This window comes from Parabacteroides sp. TM07-1AC (assembly GCF_003480915.1).
Taxonomy (GTDB): Bacteria; Bacteroidota; Bacteroidia; order Bacteroidales; family Tannerellaceae; genus Parabacteroides; species Parabacteroides chongii.
The window spans coordinates 42482-60295 of sequence record NZ_QUKD01000011.1; the positions used below are offsets into that span (position 1 = coordinate 42482).

Annotated in this window: 18 protein-coding genes; 13 read left to right on the forward strand and 5 right to left on the reverse strand. The window is 39.7% G+C overall.

Annotation, left to right across the window (positions count from 1 at the left end; all coding sequences use genetic code 11):
• Positions 1–7: 7 nt before the first annotated feature.
• The 4 genes from DXD68_RS19345 to DXD68_RS19360 all read right to left on the reverse strand — a co-directional run bounded on the left by DXD68_RS19345 (position 8) and on the right by DXD68_RS19360 (position 5660).
• On the reverse strand, positions 8–1411 hold the full coding sequence (locus tag DXD68_RS19345; RefSeq protein ID WP_147383012.1) for a radical SAM/SPASM domain-containing protein: 1404 nt from the start codon (positions 1409–1411) through the stop codon (positions 8–10).
• Positions 1402–3354 carry a transglutaminase domain-containing protein gene (locus DXD68_RS19350; RefSeq protein ID WP_122363139.1) on the reverse strand — a complete coding sequence of 651 codons (1953 nt, stop codon included), beginning with the start codon at positions 3352–3354 and terminating at the stop codon, positions 1402–1404. Before DXD68_RS19350 ends, DXD68_RS19345 begins: the two co-directional genes overlap by 10 nt.
• A 41-nt stretch (positions 3355–3395) precedes the next feature.
• The gene (locus DXD68_RS19355) at positions 3396–3740 is read right to left on the reverse strand and encodes a DUF3244 domain-containing protein (protein WP_122363140.1); all 345 of its coding nucleotides are present in this window, start codon (positions 3738–3740) and stop codon (positions 3396–3398) included.
• Between the two features lie 117 nt (positions 3741–3857).
• Positions 3858–5660, reverse strand: a complete 1803-nt coding sequence (locus tag DXD68_RS19360; protein WP_147383013.1) for a hypothetical protein — start codon at positions 5658–5660, stop codon at positions 3858–3860.
• Positions 5661–5807: 147 nt separating this feature from the next.
• Here DXD68_RS19360 and DXD68_RS19365 point away from each other — a divergent pair, with 147 nt between their 5' ends.
• From DXD68_RS19365 to DXD68_RS24035, 10 genes are all read left to right on the forward strand, one after another.
• On the forward strand, positions 5808–6845 hold the full coding sequence (locus DXD68_RS19365; protein WP_122363142.1) for an AAA family ATPase: 1038 nt from the start codon (positions 5808–5810) through the stop codon (positions 6843–6845).
• Positions 6838–7389: an NERD domain-containing protein gene (locus DXD68_RS19370; RefSeq protein WP_122363143.1), complete on the forward strand. Its 552-nt coding sequence runs from the start codon at positions 6838–6840 to the stop codon at positions 7387–7389. Before DXD68_RS19365 ends, DXD68_RS19370 begins: the two co-directional genes overlap by 8 nt.
• A 431-nt stretch (positions 7390–7820) precedes the next feature.
• Entirely contained in the window at positions 7821–8444 is a 624-nt protein-coding gene (locus DXD68_RS19375) for a DUF4373 domain-containing protein (protein ID WP_122363268.1), read from the forward strand.
• Positions 8344–8970: a DUF6633 family protein gene (locus DXD68_RS19380; protein ID WP_233577240.1), complete on the forward strand. Its 627-nt coding sequence runs from the start codon at positions 8344–8346 to the stop codon at positions 8968–8970. The genes DXD68_RS19375 and DXD68_RS19380 overlap by 101 nt, the downstream gene beginning before the upstream one ends.
• A complete protein-coding gene (locus tag DXD68_RS19385) occupies positions 8963–9193 on the forward strand; it encodes a DUF4248 domain-containing protein (protein ID WP_122363145.1) in 231 nt (76 codons plus the stop codon). The genes DXD68_RS19380 and DXD68_RS19385 overlap by 8 nt, the downstream gene beginning before the upstream one ends.
• A gap of 208 nt (positions 9194–9401) precedes the next feature.
• Positions 9402–9668, forward strand: coding sequence for a hypothetical protein (locus DXD68_RS19390; RefSeq protein ID WP_122363146.1), 267 nt, complete (start codon positions 9402–9404; stop codon positions 9666–9668).
• Positions 9665–9964 (forward strand): type II toxin-antitoxin system RelE family toxin, encoded by a 300-nt coding sequence (locus tag DXD68_RS19395; RefSeq protein ID WP_122363147.1) that lies wholly within the window; start codon positions 9665–9667, stop codon positions 9962–9964. Before DXD68_RS19390 ends, DXD68_RS19395 begins: the two co-directional genes overlap by 4 nt.
• A gap of 224 nt (positions 9965–10188) precedes the next feature.
• On the forward strand, positions 10189–10638 hold the full coding sequence (locus tag DXD68_RS19400) for an N-acetylmuramoyl-L-alanine amidase (protein ID WP_122363148.1): 450 nt from the start codon (positions 10189–10191) through the stop codon (positions 10636–10638).
• Positions 10625–10858 (forward strand): hypothetical protein, encoded by a 234-nt coding sequence (locus DXD68_RS19405; RefSeq protein WP_233577242.1) that lies wholly within the window; start codon positions 10625–10627, stop codon positions 10856–10858. The genes DXD68_RS19400 and DXD68_RS19405 overlap by 14 nt, the downstream gene beginning before the upstream one ends.
• Positions 10842–11375 (forward strand): hypothetical protein, encoded by a 534-nt coding sequence (locus DXD68_RS24035; protein WP_147383014.1) that lies wholly within the window; start codon positions 10842–10844, stop codon positions 11373–11375. The genes DXD68_RS19405 and DXD68_RS24035 overlap by 17 nt, the downstream gene beginning before the upstream one ends.
• Before the next feature lie 100 nt (positions 11376–11475).
• Here DXD68_RS24035 and DXD68_RS19415 read toward each other — a convergent pair whose 3' ends face one another.
• Positions 11476–12501: a 6-bladed beta-propeller gene (locus DXD68_RS19415; RefSeq protein ID WP_122363151.1), complete on the reverse strand. Its 1026-nt coding sequence runs from the start codon at positions 12499–12501 to the stop codon at positions 11476–11478.
• 249 nt (positions 12502–12750) lie between these two features.
• On the opposite strand from DXD68_RS19415, the gene DXD68_RS19425 reads away from it, so the two are divergent.
• From DXD68_RS19425 to DXD68_RS19435, 3 genes are all read left to right on the forward strand, one after another.
• On the forward strand, positions 12751–13362 hold the full coding sequence (locus DXD68_RS19425; RefSeq protein WP_122363153.1) for an RNA polymerase sigma-70 factor: 612 nt from the start codon (positions 12751–12753) through the stop codon (positions 13360–13362).
• 136 nt (positions 13363–13498) lie between these two features.
• Positions 13499–14503 carry a FecR family protein gene (locus DXD68_RS19430; protein ID WP_122363154.1) on the forward strand — a complete coding sequence of 335 codons (1005 nt, stop codon included), beginning with the start codon at positions 13499–13501 and terminating at the stop codon, positions 14501–14503.
• Positions 14504–14826: 323 nt separating this feature from the next.
• Positions 14827–17808: a SusC/RagA family TonB-linked outer membrane protein gene (locus DXD68_RS19435; RefSeq protein ID WP_233577251.1), complete on the forward strand. Its 2982-nt coding sequence runs from the start codon at positions 14827–14829 to the stop codon at positions 17806–17808.
• Positions 17809–17814: the final 6 nt, after the last annotated feature.

Genomic DNA, 17814 nt, shown 5'->3' on the forward strand with positions numbered 1-17814 from the left:
AATAAATTTATAAGGCATTTTGTACCTTATAAAAATCTTTATATGCTTTTCGTATATTGAGCTCTAAAATTGTAGGAAAATTATTGCAGTAAGGAGTTCTTATATCTTTATCAATGATTTTAGCTGCACAACCGCCTCCGCATAGCAAAGCATAAGGACATTGGCTACATTGGGCTATTTTATCTACAGAACGTTCTTTCCACGATTTGTGTTGTGTTGTCCATTCAATTTTCTCAGCATTGTAATGCCCAATGATATTTTTAGGAATCCCTACGGTTTCAAGACAACTGTAGATGTCACCTTTGGGGTCAAAAATATATATACCTGCATTAGCACCACAATAAGATGCATGTAGCATGATAGGGGCTTTGTTTTTGAACGCATTGTAAAACAATACAGATAGACTGCCTTTTGTTTCTTCCATTTTTGAAAGCTGATTTTCAAAAATGTCGGAAGATAAATACTCAATATGTTTTTTATCTGGTATCTCTAGTAGATTATTTGCATTATTTTCTAATAATCCTGGATAAAATGAAAATAGTTTATTATCAAAAAGATGTAAATCATGAAAGTGTTCTACCATTCTAAGAATACTTTCCGAGTTATTGCTGTCCATGTTAGAACGAACTCTGACGTGTGTCCCTTTTTCAAGAGCCAATAGGATGTTGCTTACTATTTTATCATAAGAAGCTCCCTTTCGGTAATGGAAACGACGGCTATCGTGATATTTTTTATCCCCATCCAAGGTGATTTGAATCTTTTTTATCATCGATTCACCCAATAAATTCTCAAATAAGTCTAAATCATATCCGTTTGATATGGCTGCAAATTTGTAGCCTAGACTAATTCCTTTATTTACAATGTAATTGACAATGTTAATATTTTGTTCCATTAAAGGTTCACCGCCGTATAATATGATTTCGTTTAAATGTTTTTCTCTATCCTGTTCAATAAACAACATATTTTTAAAAGCGTTGTCGACAATTTCCTTTGTCATAATTTGACAACTCCATTCCTTACCTTTATTGGAAATGTAATTTTCGAAGCAATAAGGGCATCGGAAATTACAATTATAATTTACGAGTAAATAAAACTTTTTTTTCTCTTGCAGATAATATGCTTGAAGAGAGTGTGATATTTTATTCATCAACAAATGTTCTTCCTCTTTCGTTTTATGTGTAATATATCCTCGTTTTTTTAAAAAGAGTAGAATGTTTTCTGATAAGTTTGTTGGTAAAGGTTCATCCATGTTTTTTTCGTTGAAAAGTAAAGCAATTGATTCAGATACTAAATCCAATGCCCCTGTATATCCATGGATCAATATATATCTTTTTTGTGTGTTATCAACACAAACAGGAATTGCATAAGATGATTTCCTATATTCTTGCAGATTTTCCATTGTTAATGCCAAATTATTGTATTTTTTTTTATTTCAAATATTCTTTCTTCTTTCCCTTTTGTATAGTCTCGAAGCCAATATAAAGCACCTTTTGGTAGTTGTTTATATAGTAGCTTGTCATCTTCTATTGCTATTTGTTTTTCTAATGACTCCCAACTTCCCTGATTCATATAAAAGAGTTCATATTCATGCCCTTTACGTATACCATTATCATCGTTACGAATGATGTAACGTATTTTTGATATCGCTGTCAGCTTATCTAGTTCCAATCCTCCCCAGCTAAACGTATCATTTGTATGGAAGAACGTCAACGGATCGCCATCGAACATCATTGCTGCTCCGTTGCGTGGATAATAGATGCTTGGTTCATAATCACCAATCACTTTCCCTTGTAAAGGATTGTCGAAATTCGTAGAATAAAATTCTACTTCTGCCATATTCCCACAGGTTTTGTCGGATGCCAGGTATCGGATATATTTTACCGGTGTATTGTTTTCTGTTACAACCGTGGTGTATTTAAAATCTGGCTCTTCCGTAATTGTATAAAATGTAATCGCATTTTTAAATTCCCGATTATCTGCTCCTTGAAATTGGCTACCGACCATCAATGGTGGCAGATAATCTAAATATGTCGCATCTTTATATTTTCGTTCTAGTACGTAATCCATCGTTTCTGCCTGTGGTGTGTAGTAAGAAATTTGTCCTAACGTATCCAATAAAAACGGATCGCCTACTAATTCTAACTTTTTATTTGTATATAGTGCTACGTGATAAACGATATTAGGACCGACAGCCTGGAATTTTACTTTGTTTTCGGTTATATTGCCCCATCCAATCGGAGTCCATCCGTGCGGGTCGAAAACGCAGAGGTAGGCAAATTTTCTATTTGTTTTATCCGGTAACGGAATGGTAATGTCTTTTGCTCCGATGAAAGAATAATTTCCTGTTACGTCAGTCATATAGGCGTTTTTGAAGAATGGAGGTATATCTTCATTTCCATGGAGTATGGCTAATGAATTACCTTGTTTGCCAAATGTTTTCCGGTATACTTTGGGGATTTCGTTTTTAAAGCGGATCAAATGTTCATCCGGATTCTGTTCCGCACCCGAAAAATCGTGCGATGTACGATCGTTGTCATAGACTACGTTAAATACATGTGAATTATTTCCACGTCCCCAATGTGGAACGATTTCTATTGCAACCGGTATCCCTGATGCCCTCATAGCAAATAATGCCAGATTCGCATAATCCCCACATAAGCCGAATTTGATATTGACTAATGTGCTTGGGCGCAATCCTATTGGCATAACCGAAGATTTAGCAATATGAATCGGTAATTTTATCAATTCATTATTGATTGCTGTACATGCCTGTTTTGCTGTCTGGATGGTATCCGACTGCAATAATGGTTCAAAGCGTTCCCGATAAAGTTGTCGCCAGCTTTCGGGTATCTCTGATCCTACGCGGTAAGGTAGGATAAACTCGCAGAACTCTTCAAAATTCAAATGCTGATTCCACGGGCGATTCCATACGGCGAAAGCATCTTCGATATTTTCGATCAGGTAGTCAGCTGACAAGGTTTGTACATCCTGATTGATTGTCGGCTTTTCCTTTAGATATTTTGCTTTGTTCTTAAATTCATCATAGATCGCGGGAATATCATATTCTTCCTGCCGGATTTGGTAAACGGAGTCGATAAATGTATAATATTCATCAATAGCTTCTCCGGTAAGATAGTACTTATCTGTCATATTCTCAGTCAGGAAAAGAGCTGCTTTCAGTTTTAATGAGTCTGTCCCTTTTTGGTAATGTTTGATTACTTGAAACAACTCTTCCCGATTGCTACCGGCTTTCGACAGCGCTTCCTCTATACCCGGAGTTGGTGTCGGCATCCGGCAACTACCCAGCAATAAAAGACTGATTCCTAAATAACCAATAATAGGGTGAGTGTTCATTTCTTAAAATAGAGTTGTAAAAGTTGAATTTTATCTGAATATTATTTTGTCAAATACCAAGTGATCGGTTGATTGTCCTTCGTTAATGTTACTTGATAATTCCCTTCCGGCAGATAGGATAAAGAAATAGTCAATTCTTCTTCTGCAGGAATTGTAATAATGTTTACATAAATTGTTCTACCATTCGGATCAATCATTTGAACACCGATATTATCCCATTGTTTGTCGGAATAAATATGGAGGTTGTTTTCTTCTATGGATAGAAAAAAGGAAATGGATCGATCATTCTCAGGATACCAATTCTCTTTATCTGCATTCGCTTTTACAAAAGGAGCGAGCAGAAAAGAAATTGTAATAAATAAAATAGCTATAGACCTTTTCATCATTTGTGTTTGTTTTTGTTTACGATTGCAAAAGTATACTCTAAGGTTGAGAAAGCTGGTAAAACAGAATTTACAATTGATGTAAACTGAGTTTACAATTTTGGAGGGGATGGCAAGTCACTAAAAATCAATGATTAGCTTGTCTAGTAATTCCCCTTTCCCATCTTCGTTGTATATCTTTTTATACAGGCGGGAGCGTCCGTTACTGATAGCAGATGTGGAAATGTTCAGGATTTGAGCCATACCGGAAGGGGAAATATTGGTTTTGATCAGATAACATAAACGTAGCTCATGTTCGGTTATTGGAGGGAACAAAGCCTTGAGCCGATTTGTAAAGTCGTTATATGCTTTATCTATTTCTTGTCTTAATAGTATCCAGTCTTCATCTTTAATTTTTGTCTTACTGTTTTCGCTGGCCGCTTTATGAAACAGTTCGTATATAGGTGAATTTTCAAAGGTGTCTTTCAATATCAGTGTTTCATATTTTTTTGCATCGATTAATTGGTTTGATAATTCCAGTATTTTTTGCTGAGCTTCCAGTTGCTTCTTTTCAGACCGGCTTAGCTGCTTTTTTAAATCTTGGATCTGAGAATTACTTATCTTTTCATTTTCCTCATTCGTTTGCTGTAACTGCTTTTTTATTTCTTGTATTTTTTTCTCATTCTCTTGTTGACGAGCCACGCTATATTTTTCTTGCTCTTCTTTTTGCCAAGAGAGTCGATTTATCTGTTCCAGGGCCAAACGTTTTTGTTTTTTGGTATAGTAAAAATAAAAAGCGACGAAGCCACCCATTATCAACAAAATGATGATAAGTAAATAGATGTAGATCTGTCTCTGTTTGTTTTTCAGTAATAACAGTTGGTTCTCTTGTTCCGTATGCCGGTAGTTATAAAGCGCATGTATTTTTCCGATGGCTTCTGTCCGAGTAATCTTTTTTATTGAATCTTCAAGTTCTAGACTTTTTTGAGCATAATCGAAGGCTGAATGATAATTGCCTTTGTGGGCCTCTAGTTTTGCTAATGCTTCATAACTCTTGCTTTTCAGATAAATATTCTGATTTTCTTTACCTTCTTCTAAAGTTTGCAGATAATAGAACTCTGCTGAATCCGCTTGTGCTGTTAATTGATAGCTCTGAGCTATCCCTTGTAGGTAGATGGCATCATCTTTAAACTCTGGAATTTTGGAAAAGATACTTTTAGCTGAGTCTAATTTTCCTAAATTAAGATAAACGTTCCCAAATTCTGATGATATTGCATTGATAACTCGCAGATCGTTTATCTCAAAAGCTTTCTTATAAGCTGCCTGATAGTAATATTCTGCGCTATCAGGCTGGTTTAATGATTTATACATCCGTCCCTGATTACGTAAGGCATAGACAAGCCCTACCCCTTTTCTCCATTTTAAATTATAAATATAAGATATTTTATATGCATCCAACGCATCTTCATACAACGATTGATACGCCAATAAAGTACCTATATCCTGATAAATGCGTCCTAATATTTCATATCGTTGGCTGTGCTTACCTATTTCGGCTGCCTGTTGGCAGAAATGTAATGCTTGGGGAGCATCTTTTAAATCTTGATACACCGCACTTAAATAATAGTAGGCTTCCATCAATTTATCTGCGTTTCCATACGATTGATAGAAGTGAACTACTTCTTGCATCAATGAATCGGAGGTAAGTGGGATATATTCTTTATACTGAGCTTTGGTCGTCAGCAATCCGTAATACATCCGTGTCTCTTTCGGTTCGTACTGAATAACGGAGTCGAGTGAAGAAAGGTAAATCAAAGCACTGTCAGGCCGATCTTCCATGCAACTCATTGCTTTTCGCATGGCTTCCGGATAGGATATGCTCGACGTACAGGAAAATAAAAAGTAAAGTCCTGTTAATACTAGTATGGCTTTAAGTGCTTTCATCAGGGTACAAAGATAAGGATTCCCTTTTTATATTCAAGATTTTAAGTCATTCTCCCCTGAGCTTTACACTTCGTAGTATTCAACTTTGCTGCTTCCGATATTTTGAATTATCTTTGTAGCTACATAGTCACGAATGAGAGGAATGCGATGATTAATAGTATTTTATTAACTGATTTTACAGGTTTTGTAAATAATCGATTCGATTTTACAAAAGGAATAAATGTCCTTATTGGTAAAAATGGAACAGGCAAAACACACGTTCTCAAGTGTTTGGCTGCGACCTTGCAAGCACGCCATGATTTTCAGGGTAAAAACTCTGCTTCCAAAGAACAGTTTGAGCTTATTTTGGCGGAAGACATGATATACTATTTCAAACCGGATACTATAGGAAATCTGGTCAACAAGGAAATCTCTTCAGGAAGGGCTAATATTGCGGTTACAATAGATGATAAGTTGCTGAAGTTCAGTTTTTCAACAACATCCAAAACTACTGTGAAATTGGAAGCAGACGAAAAATGGAACGAGCGTCATTTTATCTACATTCCTCCGCGCGAAATGTTCTCTTTATTTGAAGGTTTTATCGGCTTGAGTAGCAAACGGGAAATCTCGTTCGATCAGACTTATATTAATCTGGCACATTCACTGGCACTCCCTGTATTACGTGAGTCGGAAGACAATCCTCTGAAACTTGCTATTGAACTACTTGAACGGGAATTACAGTTCAAGGTGTTGCAGATGAACGGACGTTTCTATATACAAACGGAAAATGGGAACATGGAGGCCCACCTGGTTGCTGAGGGACTTCGTAAGTTGGCATCTATCTTATATCTCATTCTAAATGGAGAAATTAATTCGGATACGATCTTGTTTTGGGATGAACCCGAAGCTAACTTGAACCCGGCACTCATCAAGGTCGTAGCAAAGTTTATTCGCGTACTCCAGGAATGTGGTTTGCAAATTTTTATTGCTACTCATGACTATCTGCTTACGCATACATTGTCCCTGTATTCCGAGTACAAGGAGCACACCGGTACGTATGTCAAGTTCTTTGGATTGAAAAAAGAAGGCAAGGGAATCATGGTGGAGGAAAGTGAAATTTTAGCAGGCATACAAGAGAACCCTATTTTGGAAGAATATGCAGCCTTTTATGATTTGGAACAGCAATTCATTAGTAAATATGATTGATTTTCAGGAAAGTGGTATAAATTTTGAGTTCCAGACTCCTTTATGGAATGTAGTCAAATACGATGAGCATCTGGCACATAGAAAAGTAAGTAAGGTGTTACATCCTACTAAAGCGGTAGATTTTTTGGGAGTTTATGACAGCAATAAGTTATTTCTTATAGAAATCAAAAATTATAAGGGGCATACAGACGATGAAAGTACTCGGGAAGTGCTTCAAGGTGGTGGTGAAGAACTGATGCGTAGGATTGCTGTCAAAGTAAGAGACACAATCGCTACAGTTACCAATTCGGCTAGGTTTTCTACCAATGATGAAGCTTTTTTCACTCAAATCAATCATTTGTTGCTTGATGACCGGAAGAAGATAGTCATCATAGTGTGTATCGAGCTGGACGTAGCGAATGACAAGGAATATAAAACCCGAATGAGTATTTGGATGCAAAAGTTAAAACAAAAGTTAGCATGGCTGCATGCGACTAAGATTTCTATCAATCCGGTAGAAAATATTTCTGTTGTTTTACCGGACACAAGAATTTCATTTGTATAAAAGATATGAAGTCCCAGCTTTTGAATCCGGCACAGCGTTACAACAAAAAAACGGACAATCTTTAAAGTAAAAGTCGGACATTTCTTAAAGTAAAATCCGGACAATCTTTAAAGTAAAACTTGGAACTATCAAAATGTAACTACTATACCACCCAAATCGAGTTTCTATACCGGGAAAATGAAATTACCTGACCGGGTAATATTTTTTAACATATCATAGTGTTTACAACTGCCCGTTAAAGTTGTCATTTCGTCAAAAAGGCTATCTTTGTGGGAAAGAGTCTGAAGGTTGAATTTTAAACGAAAGTTTGGAGTTCAACCTTTGCTGTCTTATAACGCAAGTGGTAATCCTGTGAAGTTTTTTCTCCTCTCTTTCGCACCGGTCTTGTTAACCGTCGGTGCTTCGAGTTATTAACACTAAAAAAAATGATTATGGCCAGACCATTAAAAAAGGGACTGGAGTATTTTCCGCTGGATACGGCTATGCTGTCCGACCGGAAAATACAACGTTTGTCCCATCGGTACGGGTGTAAGGGCATCTGTACGTATCTGACTATTCTCTGTGAGATTTATGGAGAGAGAGGATATTATATTCCTTACAGCAATGATTTTTGTTTCGACATCGCTTTTACGCTCGGGCTGGAAGAGGCGGAGGTGAAAGAGATTGTACTCTACTGTGTGGCGGTCCGCTTGTTCGACAGCGAATTGCTGGAATGTCGCCAGGTGCTCTCGTCGGCTGGTATCCAACGCCGTTTTCGGGAGATCTGTAAAAGAAGCGTGGCAGTGATCGATCCGGATCTGGAAATTCCGGACGATTCGGTGTATGGTGGTATTCATGCTGCAAAAACGGCGGATAATGGAACAGAAACTCCGGTTATTGTTACAGAAACCCCGGTTTCTGCTGCAATAACCCCCACAAATGGAAATGGAAATAAAAAGAAAACAACAACACAACATGGAAAATCAAATGAAGCTCAATTTTCAAACGATAACGGAGAAGCTGCCCGACGGGAAGAACTTCTCCGTATGGCAAAAGAAGCAACAAGAGGTTGCTGATATGCAGGCGCGATACGGGAATGCGGAGAAATTCCTGAATACGTTTAACCCGGATATGCAGGTGATGGCCGCCCGCTATACCGAACGTGCCTATTTCGGGACGGCTCCTTCGCTCGAAACGGTTCGCGACGGTTATGGCGAGCAGATATTTATTGTATGGAATTGTATCCAGCTGGAGAATATTAATTTGTTTGCCGGCGTAAAAGAGAAGATGTCTGTCGACCGCCAGAAAGAGTTGTCGAGATTGATGCTGGCCGAATACCCCTATCTGAAGGTATCGGAGCTGCTGTTATTCTTCCATCGTCTGAAATGCGGCCGTTACGGTCGTTTTTACGGGATGGTGGATGCGTTGTTTATTGCCAGTGCCCTGGTGCAGTTTATAGAAGAACGCTGCAGGGAAACCAGGCGTTTCTTGGCAGCGCGAAAGAAAGAGGAAAAGCCGGAAGAAAAGACATCCGGTGGTATCACGTATCAGGAATATTTATTACTCAAGGAAAAAAAACAAAAACAAGACAACCATGGATAAGAACAGAGTGTATGGCCATACAGAACTGGCTATGTTATATTTTCCGGGTATCTTACCCAAGTCGGCATCTTCGCAGTTGTCGCAATGGATCCGACGGGATGAAGATTTGCTGGCCGACTTGACGAAGGCCGGTTACAAGAAGGGACAGCGCATATATACACCTCGTCAGGTGGCTATCCTGATCGATCATCTGGGTGAACCGGAAACCTGGAAAATCCGATAAATAAGTAACGAAGTCCCTGCGGCAAAACTGTCCGGGTACAGCCTTCGGCTCTTTTCTTTCGAGTTTTTTCATTCCGGATTGTTGGTTAATGAATGTTATAAAAGCAATATATAATCGATATGTCTTATATATGTTATATAACTTATATATCTTTGTGGTGTGTTAGTTCGCGTAAAAATAGGAATTATTAATTTGAAACATAACTAGTATGTCAACGACAATTTCAACTAATAAAATCGAAAAGAGAAAGAAGTTATTGGATCTTCCGGAAGATGTTATTACTGTTTTATCAGTACAAGCTGCACGCGAAGGGAAATCTGCAAAGGCTTATATGGAAAATCTATTAATATCTGCTGCTCAAAATTTGGAAGATGTTGCAACTTACGCATTTCTTTCTAAAAGTCAGCCGGAAGGTCATGAAATGGTCGGTGAAGCTGAAAAAAAAGCCTTTGAACAAAAATATGGTTTACTATGAATGTGGAATACTCAAAACCTTTTCTAAAAGCTGTAGATAAACTGTCAGGGAAAGTTTTATCTTCTGTTCTTGATATGATTCGGGAGGTAAAGAATGCTAAAAGCATAGATGAAATTACAGATTGTAAAAAACTTGTTGGCTATAAATCTATATATCGGATTCGCATCGGTGATTATAGAGCTTTTTTTATTTTTCATATAAGGATTACCGATAATGTCGTTAAATTTGAGTATTTGGTATCGAGAGGGGAAGCATACGACAAAAAGATGAAATCTGAATTATCTAAAAAAAAATAAATGATTGGCTGAACATTGGTTGAGAAGTGTTCCACATACGGAACACTTTTGTTGTTAAATCGTTCCTTGGAAGGAACGATTTTGTCAATCATAATTGACAAAATATAGGCTTTAGCTCTTTGTAGTCCCCCTTATTCCTAGCTATCCCGATTGATCTCCTATTTGTTTTTATTACTCTTGATACTTTTGGCTTTACATAAAATATAAACTAAAAAACAGGTATCATGAGAAAAATTAATCTGATTGTTTTGCATTGTTCGGCTACCCGCGAAAATATGGCGTATACTCCCGAACAATTGGAGCGTGACCATCAGGCACGCGGATTCCTTTCTGCCGGTTATAATTATTATATCCGTCGTTCGGGAGAGATCGTTTCGATGCGTCCGCCGGAGCAGATCCCGGCACATGTGAAGGGCTTCAATCGTTTCAGCCTGGGGATTTGCTATGAAGGGGGATTGGATGCCGGAGGACGGCCGAAAGATACGCGTACGAAAGAGCAGAAAGAGTCGATACGGGTTCTATTGCTGTTGTTGCTTGTCAGACATCCGGGTTGTAGGATTTGCGGACATCGTGACCTGTCGCCTGACAGGAACGGTGACGGAAAGATCACGCCGGACGAGTGGCTGAAGGAGTGTCCCTGTTTTAATGCGGAGGAAGAGTATGGGAGGCTGTAGGAGGTTCGGGGCGATGGTCAACTGTCAGTTGTTGGTCGCCGTATTGTTGTCGTTGGCGGGAGTTGTTTTATTGTTTATGGGGTTCTGGTGCAGTCCGACCGGGGAGATCCATAATTCGGTGCTGGTGGGTTTCGGGGAGGTTTCTACTTTTTCCGGGGCGTTGTTCGGGGTGGATTATAGTTATAAATATAAATACGGGAAAGATGGGAAGCAGGAATAATATCGCGTTACCGGTTGGTTTATTGAGCATTTGTCTGTTTTTTTACGGTTGTGGGGTACGGAAAAAAACAGAGTCTGAGCGAAGGTTGACGGGGAGAGATTCTTTGTCGGTCGAACGGATCGACAGTTTACAGATGGGGCGGCAGTGGAAGTGGGATGGCGAAACGCAGATATCCTGGAAGGAAATAACCTTGTCCGTTCCTGACAGTAACGGTCGGCAGCATATTTCCAGTGTCCGGACGGCTGTTGTCGGAAACCGCTATGCCCTGACACAAAAAGATACCTGTAGTATGCAGAGTAAGGAGATCGGTACCCGTTCCCGTCGGTTTCATACCACGGAGCGGGAGACAACGCTTCCTGTTCCTGTTAACAAGAAGCGTTGGTGGTGGGTGATCGGGGGATTTGTTGCTATTTTTTATATATTCATTTGTAAAAAATCACGTATATGTAGCTGTTTGATCCCTTTTTCATTGGTTCCAATATTGAAATTGTCCATGCTGACTACATATTTCGGATAAAGCTATTTTTGTCAATCATAATGGATACTTTTTGCAATTGTAGTATTTTTATCCATTATGATTGATGAATTTGAGTTTTACTATCTTTAGAATGGAAAATCTATACAATACCATCAAGATCTAAATAACCGAATTGGATTTCATCGTTAAAGACGAAAATAAGGCGGTTATTGTCTTTGTCGTAACAGAAAGAGAGGATGGCATATCCGATTTCTAATGTTGTTAAATAATTTCCTTCCAGGTCGAAGACGATTAGTCGGGTCGGATCTTCGGTTATTTGATTGCTTTTTACGAATCTGGGACCTCCTAAATAGTCGGCAATCAGTTTATCCTTGCAAAAGGCTACTTCCGTAGAATAGCCATTGTCGCTTGATTTTCGGTTATCCCATTTCGTTCCGTATAGTGTATATTTCAGTTTCCCGTCTAAAGTGCACAAGGTTATTAAATCATGGTACCAATATACTTCCGCATACAAATTATGCTCTGTGGAAGCTGCGAAACTGACACGTTTCCTTTCGATTTCCGGATGGCCTGTATATTCCATGAAATCCGTTTTTCCTGTTTGCATGTTCCATTTGCCGACCATGGGGGTATAGTCGCCCGGGTTTAAGACGTGCATATAAAGGGCGTATGCGAGTGTATCGTTGACATACTGCATTTTGAATGGAAATTCTGAAGGGTCTATATCTGCTTTTTTCTTGGGAAGATAATTCGGATTGGAAAGCACGCTGTCCATGGGGCAGTCGTATAACAGTTGATGGCCATGGTCGAAAACATAGAAAGCATTATTTTTCTCATCCGGGATAATGCTGCCCATATTGGCAATTTCGGACGGCCCTTGTCCGCGATCGCCTACATTGGCCAGGTAGGTAAAAGTATTTTTATCGAAAACATAGATGAGTTTGTCGAAAGACTTATAGTCGCTGATAATCAAATAATCATTTAAAATAAAAGGTTTCCCAAAGTCAGATATGGCAATATCTCCAGTGGATATTTCGTGGATATGTTCTTTCACATTTTTGATGTTAGACAAAGCATCGTAATGCTTGACTGATTCGGAATGTTGTTTGCAGCTCAAAAGTGAGAATAGGCATACAACGCAAAGTAGAATATTTCCGTGTTTCATCTTGTAGTTTGTTTTATGTTGAAAAATATAAGGTTATTCTTGTCTACGATTTTGTCGTAGACAAATGTATCGTAAATGATTTTATATTTCCAAATGATTTGGAGTAAATGTTCAATTTTATGTGTTTTATAATAACCAATCTGAAAACAGTCTTTTTGGTAGCTGAAGGTTCCTTCATCACAAAAAACGGGATTTATTTGTAAAGTCATTTAAATTTACTTTTCTTTGTTGCGAGGAGAGTTTGGTATAATGGGGATATTTACAGACGAAAAATTATTGTTGCAGGCTATTAAGAACGGGGACAATCAAGCTTTCGAGTTCCTGTTCAAAAGCTATTATCCCCGGTTGAGAGGATATGCCTCACGATTTTTGCATGATGAGGAAGCCGTACGTGATATTATACAGGAGAGTTTTCTGAAATTCTGGGAGAGACGGCATTTGATCGAAGCTATTTCTTTATCGTCCCTCTTGTTTGCTATGGTGCGCAATGCGTGCATGAATTACCTGAAACATATACAACTGGTCGAACAGCAGCCTTTGGATTATTTGCAGGAGATGCCGGGCAGAGAAGAACTTTATTGCTGGGACTTTGGACTGGACCCGGAACATGCCCTGCTCTATAAAGAACTCCAGCAGGAAGTCGACACTGTTATTAACAACTTACCGGAACGCTGTCGTGAAGTGTTTGTCATGAGTCGTTTCAAAAGGATGAAAAACCGTGAAATAGCCGAAGCTTTACAAATATCCACAACTGCAGTGGAAAAACATATTTCGAAGGCTTTGAAACAATTTGCCGATTATTTCAAAGATAGATATTCGCTCGACATATATATTGCGATCCTCGCCTGGATTTTAAAATAAAAATGATATTCGGTATAAATCTTGCTCCCAAAGTATTATACAGTACTTACGGGGACAAGATTTTTTTTGTAGAAAGTTTACTCCTCGGGGTTGGGTAAAAATAAAATGAGTTGTTATATCCTTTAGAAACTATTTTATGGACAAGTCAGACATTTATTATCGGGAATTGGCAATCCGTTATTTCAACGGTTGTATTTCATTGGCAGAGGAAGAACTCCTTTTTCAGTTTGTCAAAGCTGCATCTGAAAATGAGAAACTGTTCCGTTGGTGGGAGCAGGAGTGGACTGTTTCAACCAGGTTGATACCCGAAGTCGATAATGAATGGAGAAAGCTGCAGGGCAGAATGTCTGTCCGCTATACTTCGGATGACCGGCAGGTCTCTGTTTCCGGACGCAGACATTTATCCTGGTATGTTGCAGCAGCTGTTATTGCCGTATTATTGTTGGGCAGCGGAATATATGGCGTACAACAATATGTCTATACAAGAATGTCTGAAAATCTTTTTGCATTGAAGACCGGAATGGGAGAGAAAAGCCGCCTGGTGCTTGCCGACGGGACAACCGTTTATCTGAATGCCGGTTCGTCTTTGCAATATTCCGGAAATTTTAATACAAAAAACAGGGAGGTAACCTTATTTGGAGAAGCCTATTTTGAAGTGACGCAGCAGCCGGGTAATATCCCTTTCACTGTAAAGACCGATCAGTATAATATTGTCGTAAAAGGGACCAAATTCAATGTTTCCTCTTATAATGAGGATGAATTATCTACAACCGCTCTTTTAGAAGGTTCCATCGATATATTGTACAAGGGCAAACACTTCCCGGTTGTCCCGGGGGAATTAGTGAGGCTGAATAAGCAGAACGGGGAACTATCCAGGGAAAAAGGGCAGACGGCTCAATACACTTCATGGATTGAAGGACGTGTAGAATATGATAAAATCACATTGAGTGAACTGGCTGTCCGCTTGTCGAGGAAATATGATGTTTCCATTACGCTGGATGACAGTCTGAATAAGGATGTCGCTTTCCGTGTCTCCCTGAGGAATGAAGAGACGATAGGCGATATCCTGCAAGCCCTCTCCAGGATCATACCGATACGGTATGAACGCTCAGGAAGGGATATTTACATTCGAAAACAATAGCGCAATTGTTAATATTATTAAATCTAATCGTAAATTGAATTTGTATGACTTACAAGAAACATGTTGGAAGGTCATTGATCATGGCGTTATTACTGTCCGGTTCATTGACCATGGATGCACAAAAAGTAACTTATCAATTTAAGGAGACTTCTTTAAAGGCAGCTTTAAAGGAAGTGGAAAAACAACTGCAGTATTCTATTATTTATAAGAAAGATGTGGTTAATGAAGATAAGTTGATCACGAAGAATTTTGAGGATGCTCCTGTCGAGGAAGTGTTGGCTTCTATTCTAGGGGAAGATCTGACCTGGTCTATTCAGGGGAAAATGATCGTTATCTCTAAAAAAGAAACCGGTCAGAATACGAAGGTACAACAGCAGAAACAGAAAAGGATATCAGGCGTTATCAAAGATGCGGCAGGTGAACCGATCATCGGTGCCAATGTGGTCGAAAAGGGGACGACAAACGGAACTGTAACCGATATGGATGGAAAATTCACTCTGGACGTACAGGATAAAGGCGTTTTGCAGGTGTCTTATATCGGTTATCTGACACAAGAACTTTCCGTGAGCGGCAAGAGCTCTTTTAATGTGATCATGGTCGATGATTCACAAAACCTGAGTGAGGTCGTAGTCGTAGGTTACGGAACACAAAAAAAAGTCAACCTGACGGGGGCTGTCAGCACTGTAAAGTCGGAAATGCTGGAAAACCGCACGACTTCCAACCCTGTTAATATGCTGACGGGACAAATTGCCGGTGTTACGATCGTACAAAATACAGGGCAACCGGGTGCCGATGCCGGAAATCTGCGTGTCAGAGGTATCGGAACGCTGGGAAATGCCGAAGCGATGGTAGTCATAGACGGTGTCGAGTCTTCTATGGCGAATGTCGATCCGAATGACATCGAGAGTATCTCTGTGCTGAAGGATGCTGCTGCATCTTCTATTTATGGGGTACGTGCAGCCAACGGTGTTATTTTGATTACAACCAAAAGAGGGGCTGTCGGTAAACCTGTTGTCTCCTATAATGGCTATATCGGCTGGCAGGCTGCATGCCGTCTTCCGAACTACCTGGATTCTTACAATTATGCCACATTGCTCAACGAAGCATACCGAAACGATGGTTCGAATGCTCCGTTCCAGGATACGGACCTGGAAAAGATACGCCTGGGAAACGATCCGGATCATTTCGCCAACAGCAACCAGGTGAATGCCTTATTGAGTGAGAGCGGTTTGTTCCATAACCATCATCTGAGTGTGATCGGAGGGAATGAAGGCATCCGCTATTCTTTGACTGCCGGTTTCCATAAGAAGGACGGTTTGATCCCGAATGTCTCTTATAACCGTTTTAATATCCGTTCCAATGTAGATGCCAAGATCAACAACCGGCTGGATGTGGCTCTGAATATATCGGCTTCACGCGATGACCGCATGGCACCGGCTACATCGACTGTGAGTGATCCGGATACAGACATGTATTATATCATGTATCATGCATTTCGTGAAACTCCTGTTACTCCTATTCAGTTCAGTAATGGAAATTACGGTTTGTTCCTGAATGAACATAATTCGGTGGCGGAAGCTCGTAACAGTGGAGTTTCTCATGTTTACAACAATAACTTCCAGGGAAATGCCTCTTTTGTCTATAAGATTATGGACGGTTTGAATTTGCGAGGTAATGCCGCTGCCACTTATTACTTGAAGGATACGCATGTTTTTCAGAAAAAGATGAATTTCTATACGGCTGATTCTGAAGATCCGATTAAGTCGAGCCGTAGCCAGGTGAAGAATATAGACAAGAAGTCGTTGGAACTGAATTTGCAGGCTTATTTGGATTATGATAAGACTTTTGGCAAACATGGGGTAAAGGCTTTGCTGGGATATTCACAGATACATAACGAATACAGATTATTGAGTGCTCTGCGTAAAGACCTGCCGACAAATAATATGATCGGTGAGATCAATGCCGGTGATGTGACGACGCAGGAGACTGAAGGTACCAGTGTCGCTTATGCTTTGCGCTCGGTTTTCGGCCGTGTGAATTATGATTTTGACAGCCGCTATTTGTTTGAAGCGAACGTACGTTACGACGGTTCTTCCCGCTTTCCTAAAAATAATCGTTTTGGTGTATTCCCATCCTTCTCTGTAGGCTGGCGTCTGTCGGAAGAGAGTTTCTTCAATGCCGACTGGGTAGATAATCTGAAAGTCAGAGCTTCGTGGGGGCAGTTGGGTAACCAGGAGATAGATGATTATTCATTCTATAACACATATGCTTTCGGCTATGACTGTAGTTTCGGAAACGCTCTTTACTCCGGTATTTCTATCAATGATGTAATGGCTAACACGGCTATCACCTGGGAAAAGACCAATCAGACGGATATTGGTATCGATGCCGATTTCTGGGGTGGAAAACTTTCTTTTACCGGTGACTTCTTTATTAAGAATACGAATGCTATTTTGCTGAAATTACCGATTCCTGATATAGTCGGTGTGGATGCTCCGATGCAAAATGCCGGTAAGGTTCGTAATACGGGTGTCGAACTGGCATTTACCCATCGCAACCAGGTGAACGATTTTAAATATTCTACCTCTTTTAATTTCAGCTATATCCATAACGAGATTACGGACCTTAGCGGGGGAGATACACCGGGACGTTCTGTTGGAGACCCTGTAGATAATATTTATGGTTATGTTTGTGATGGTATTTTTAAGTCACAGGAAGAGATCGACAACTCGCCGAAGCAGATTTGGGGAGCACAACCGGGAGATTTGAAATATCGGGATCTGGACGGCAACAAGACGGTTGACCAGAATGACCGTCAGTCTTTGGGCTCAACATTCCCGAAGATCAATTTCGGTCTGCGTTTGAATTTCGAGTATAAGAACTTTGACCTGACAGCTTTATTGCAGGGTGCTGGTATGGTAAAAGGCATTGTAAAAGATGAAATCGGCAAGGCTTTCTATAACGGAGGAAAAGTGACAGACAGTTGGCTGGATCGCTGGACTCCGGAAAATCCGGATGCCACTTATCCTCGTCTGACGATCAGCAGTTCCAGCAGAAACTATATGACATCTTCTTTTTGGGCACAGAATGCTTCTTATCTGAAGCTGAGGAATCTGCAAATCGGTTATACCTTGCCGCAGAATATTCTGACCAATACGGGACTATCTAAACTAAGACTGTATTGCAGTATTGATAACTTATTTACAATCACAGGTTTCGACGGTCTGGATCCGGAAATGATCACGACTAAGACCTATTATCCTCTGACCAGAAACTACTCCTTTGGCGTTAATGTATCATTTTAATAGAAA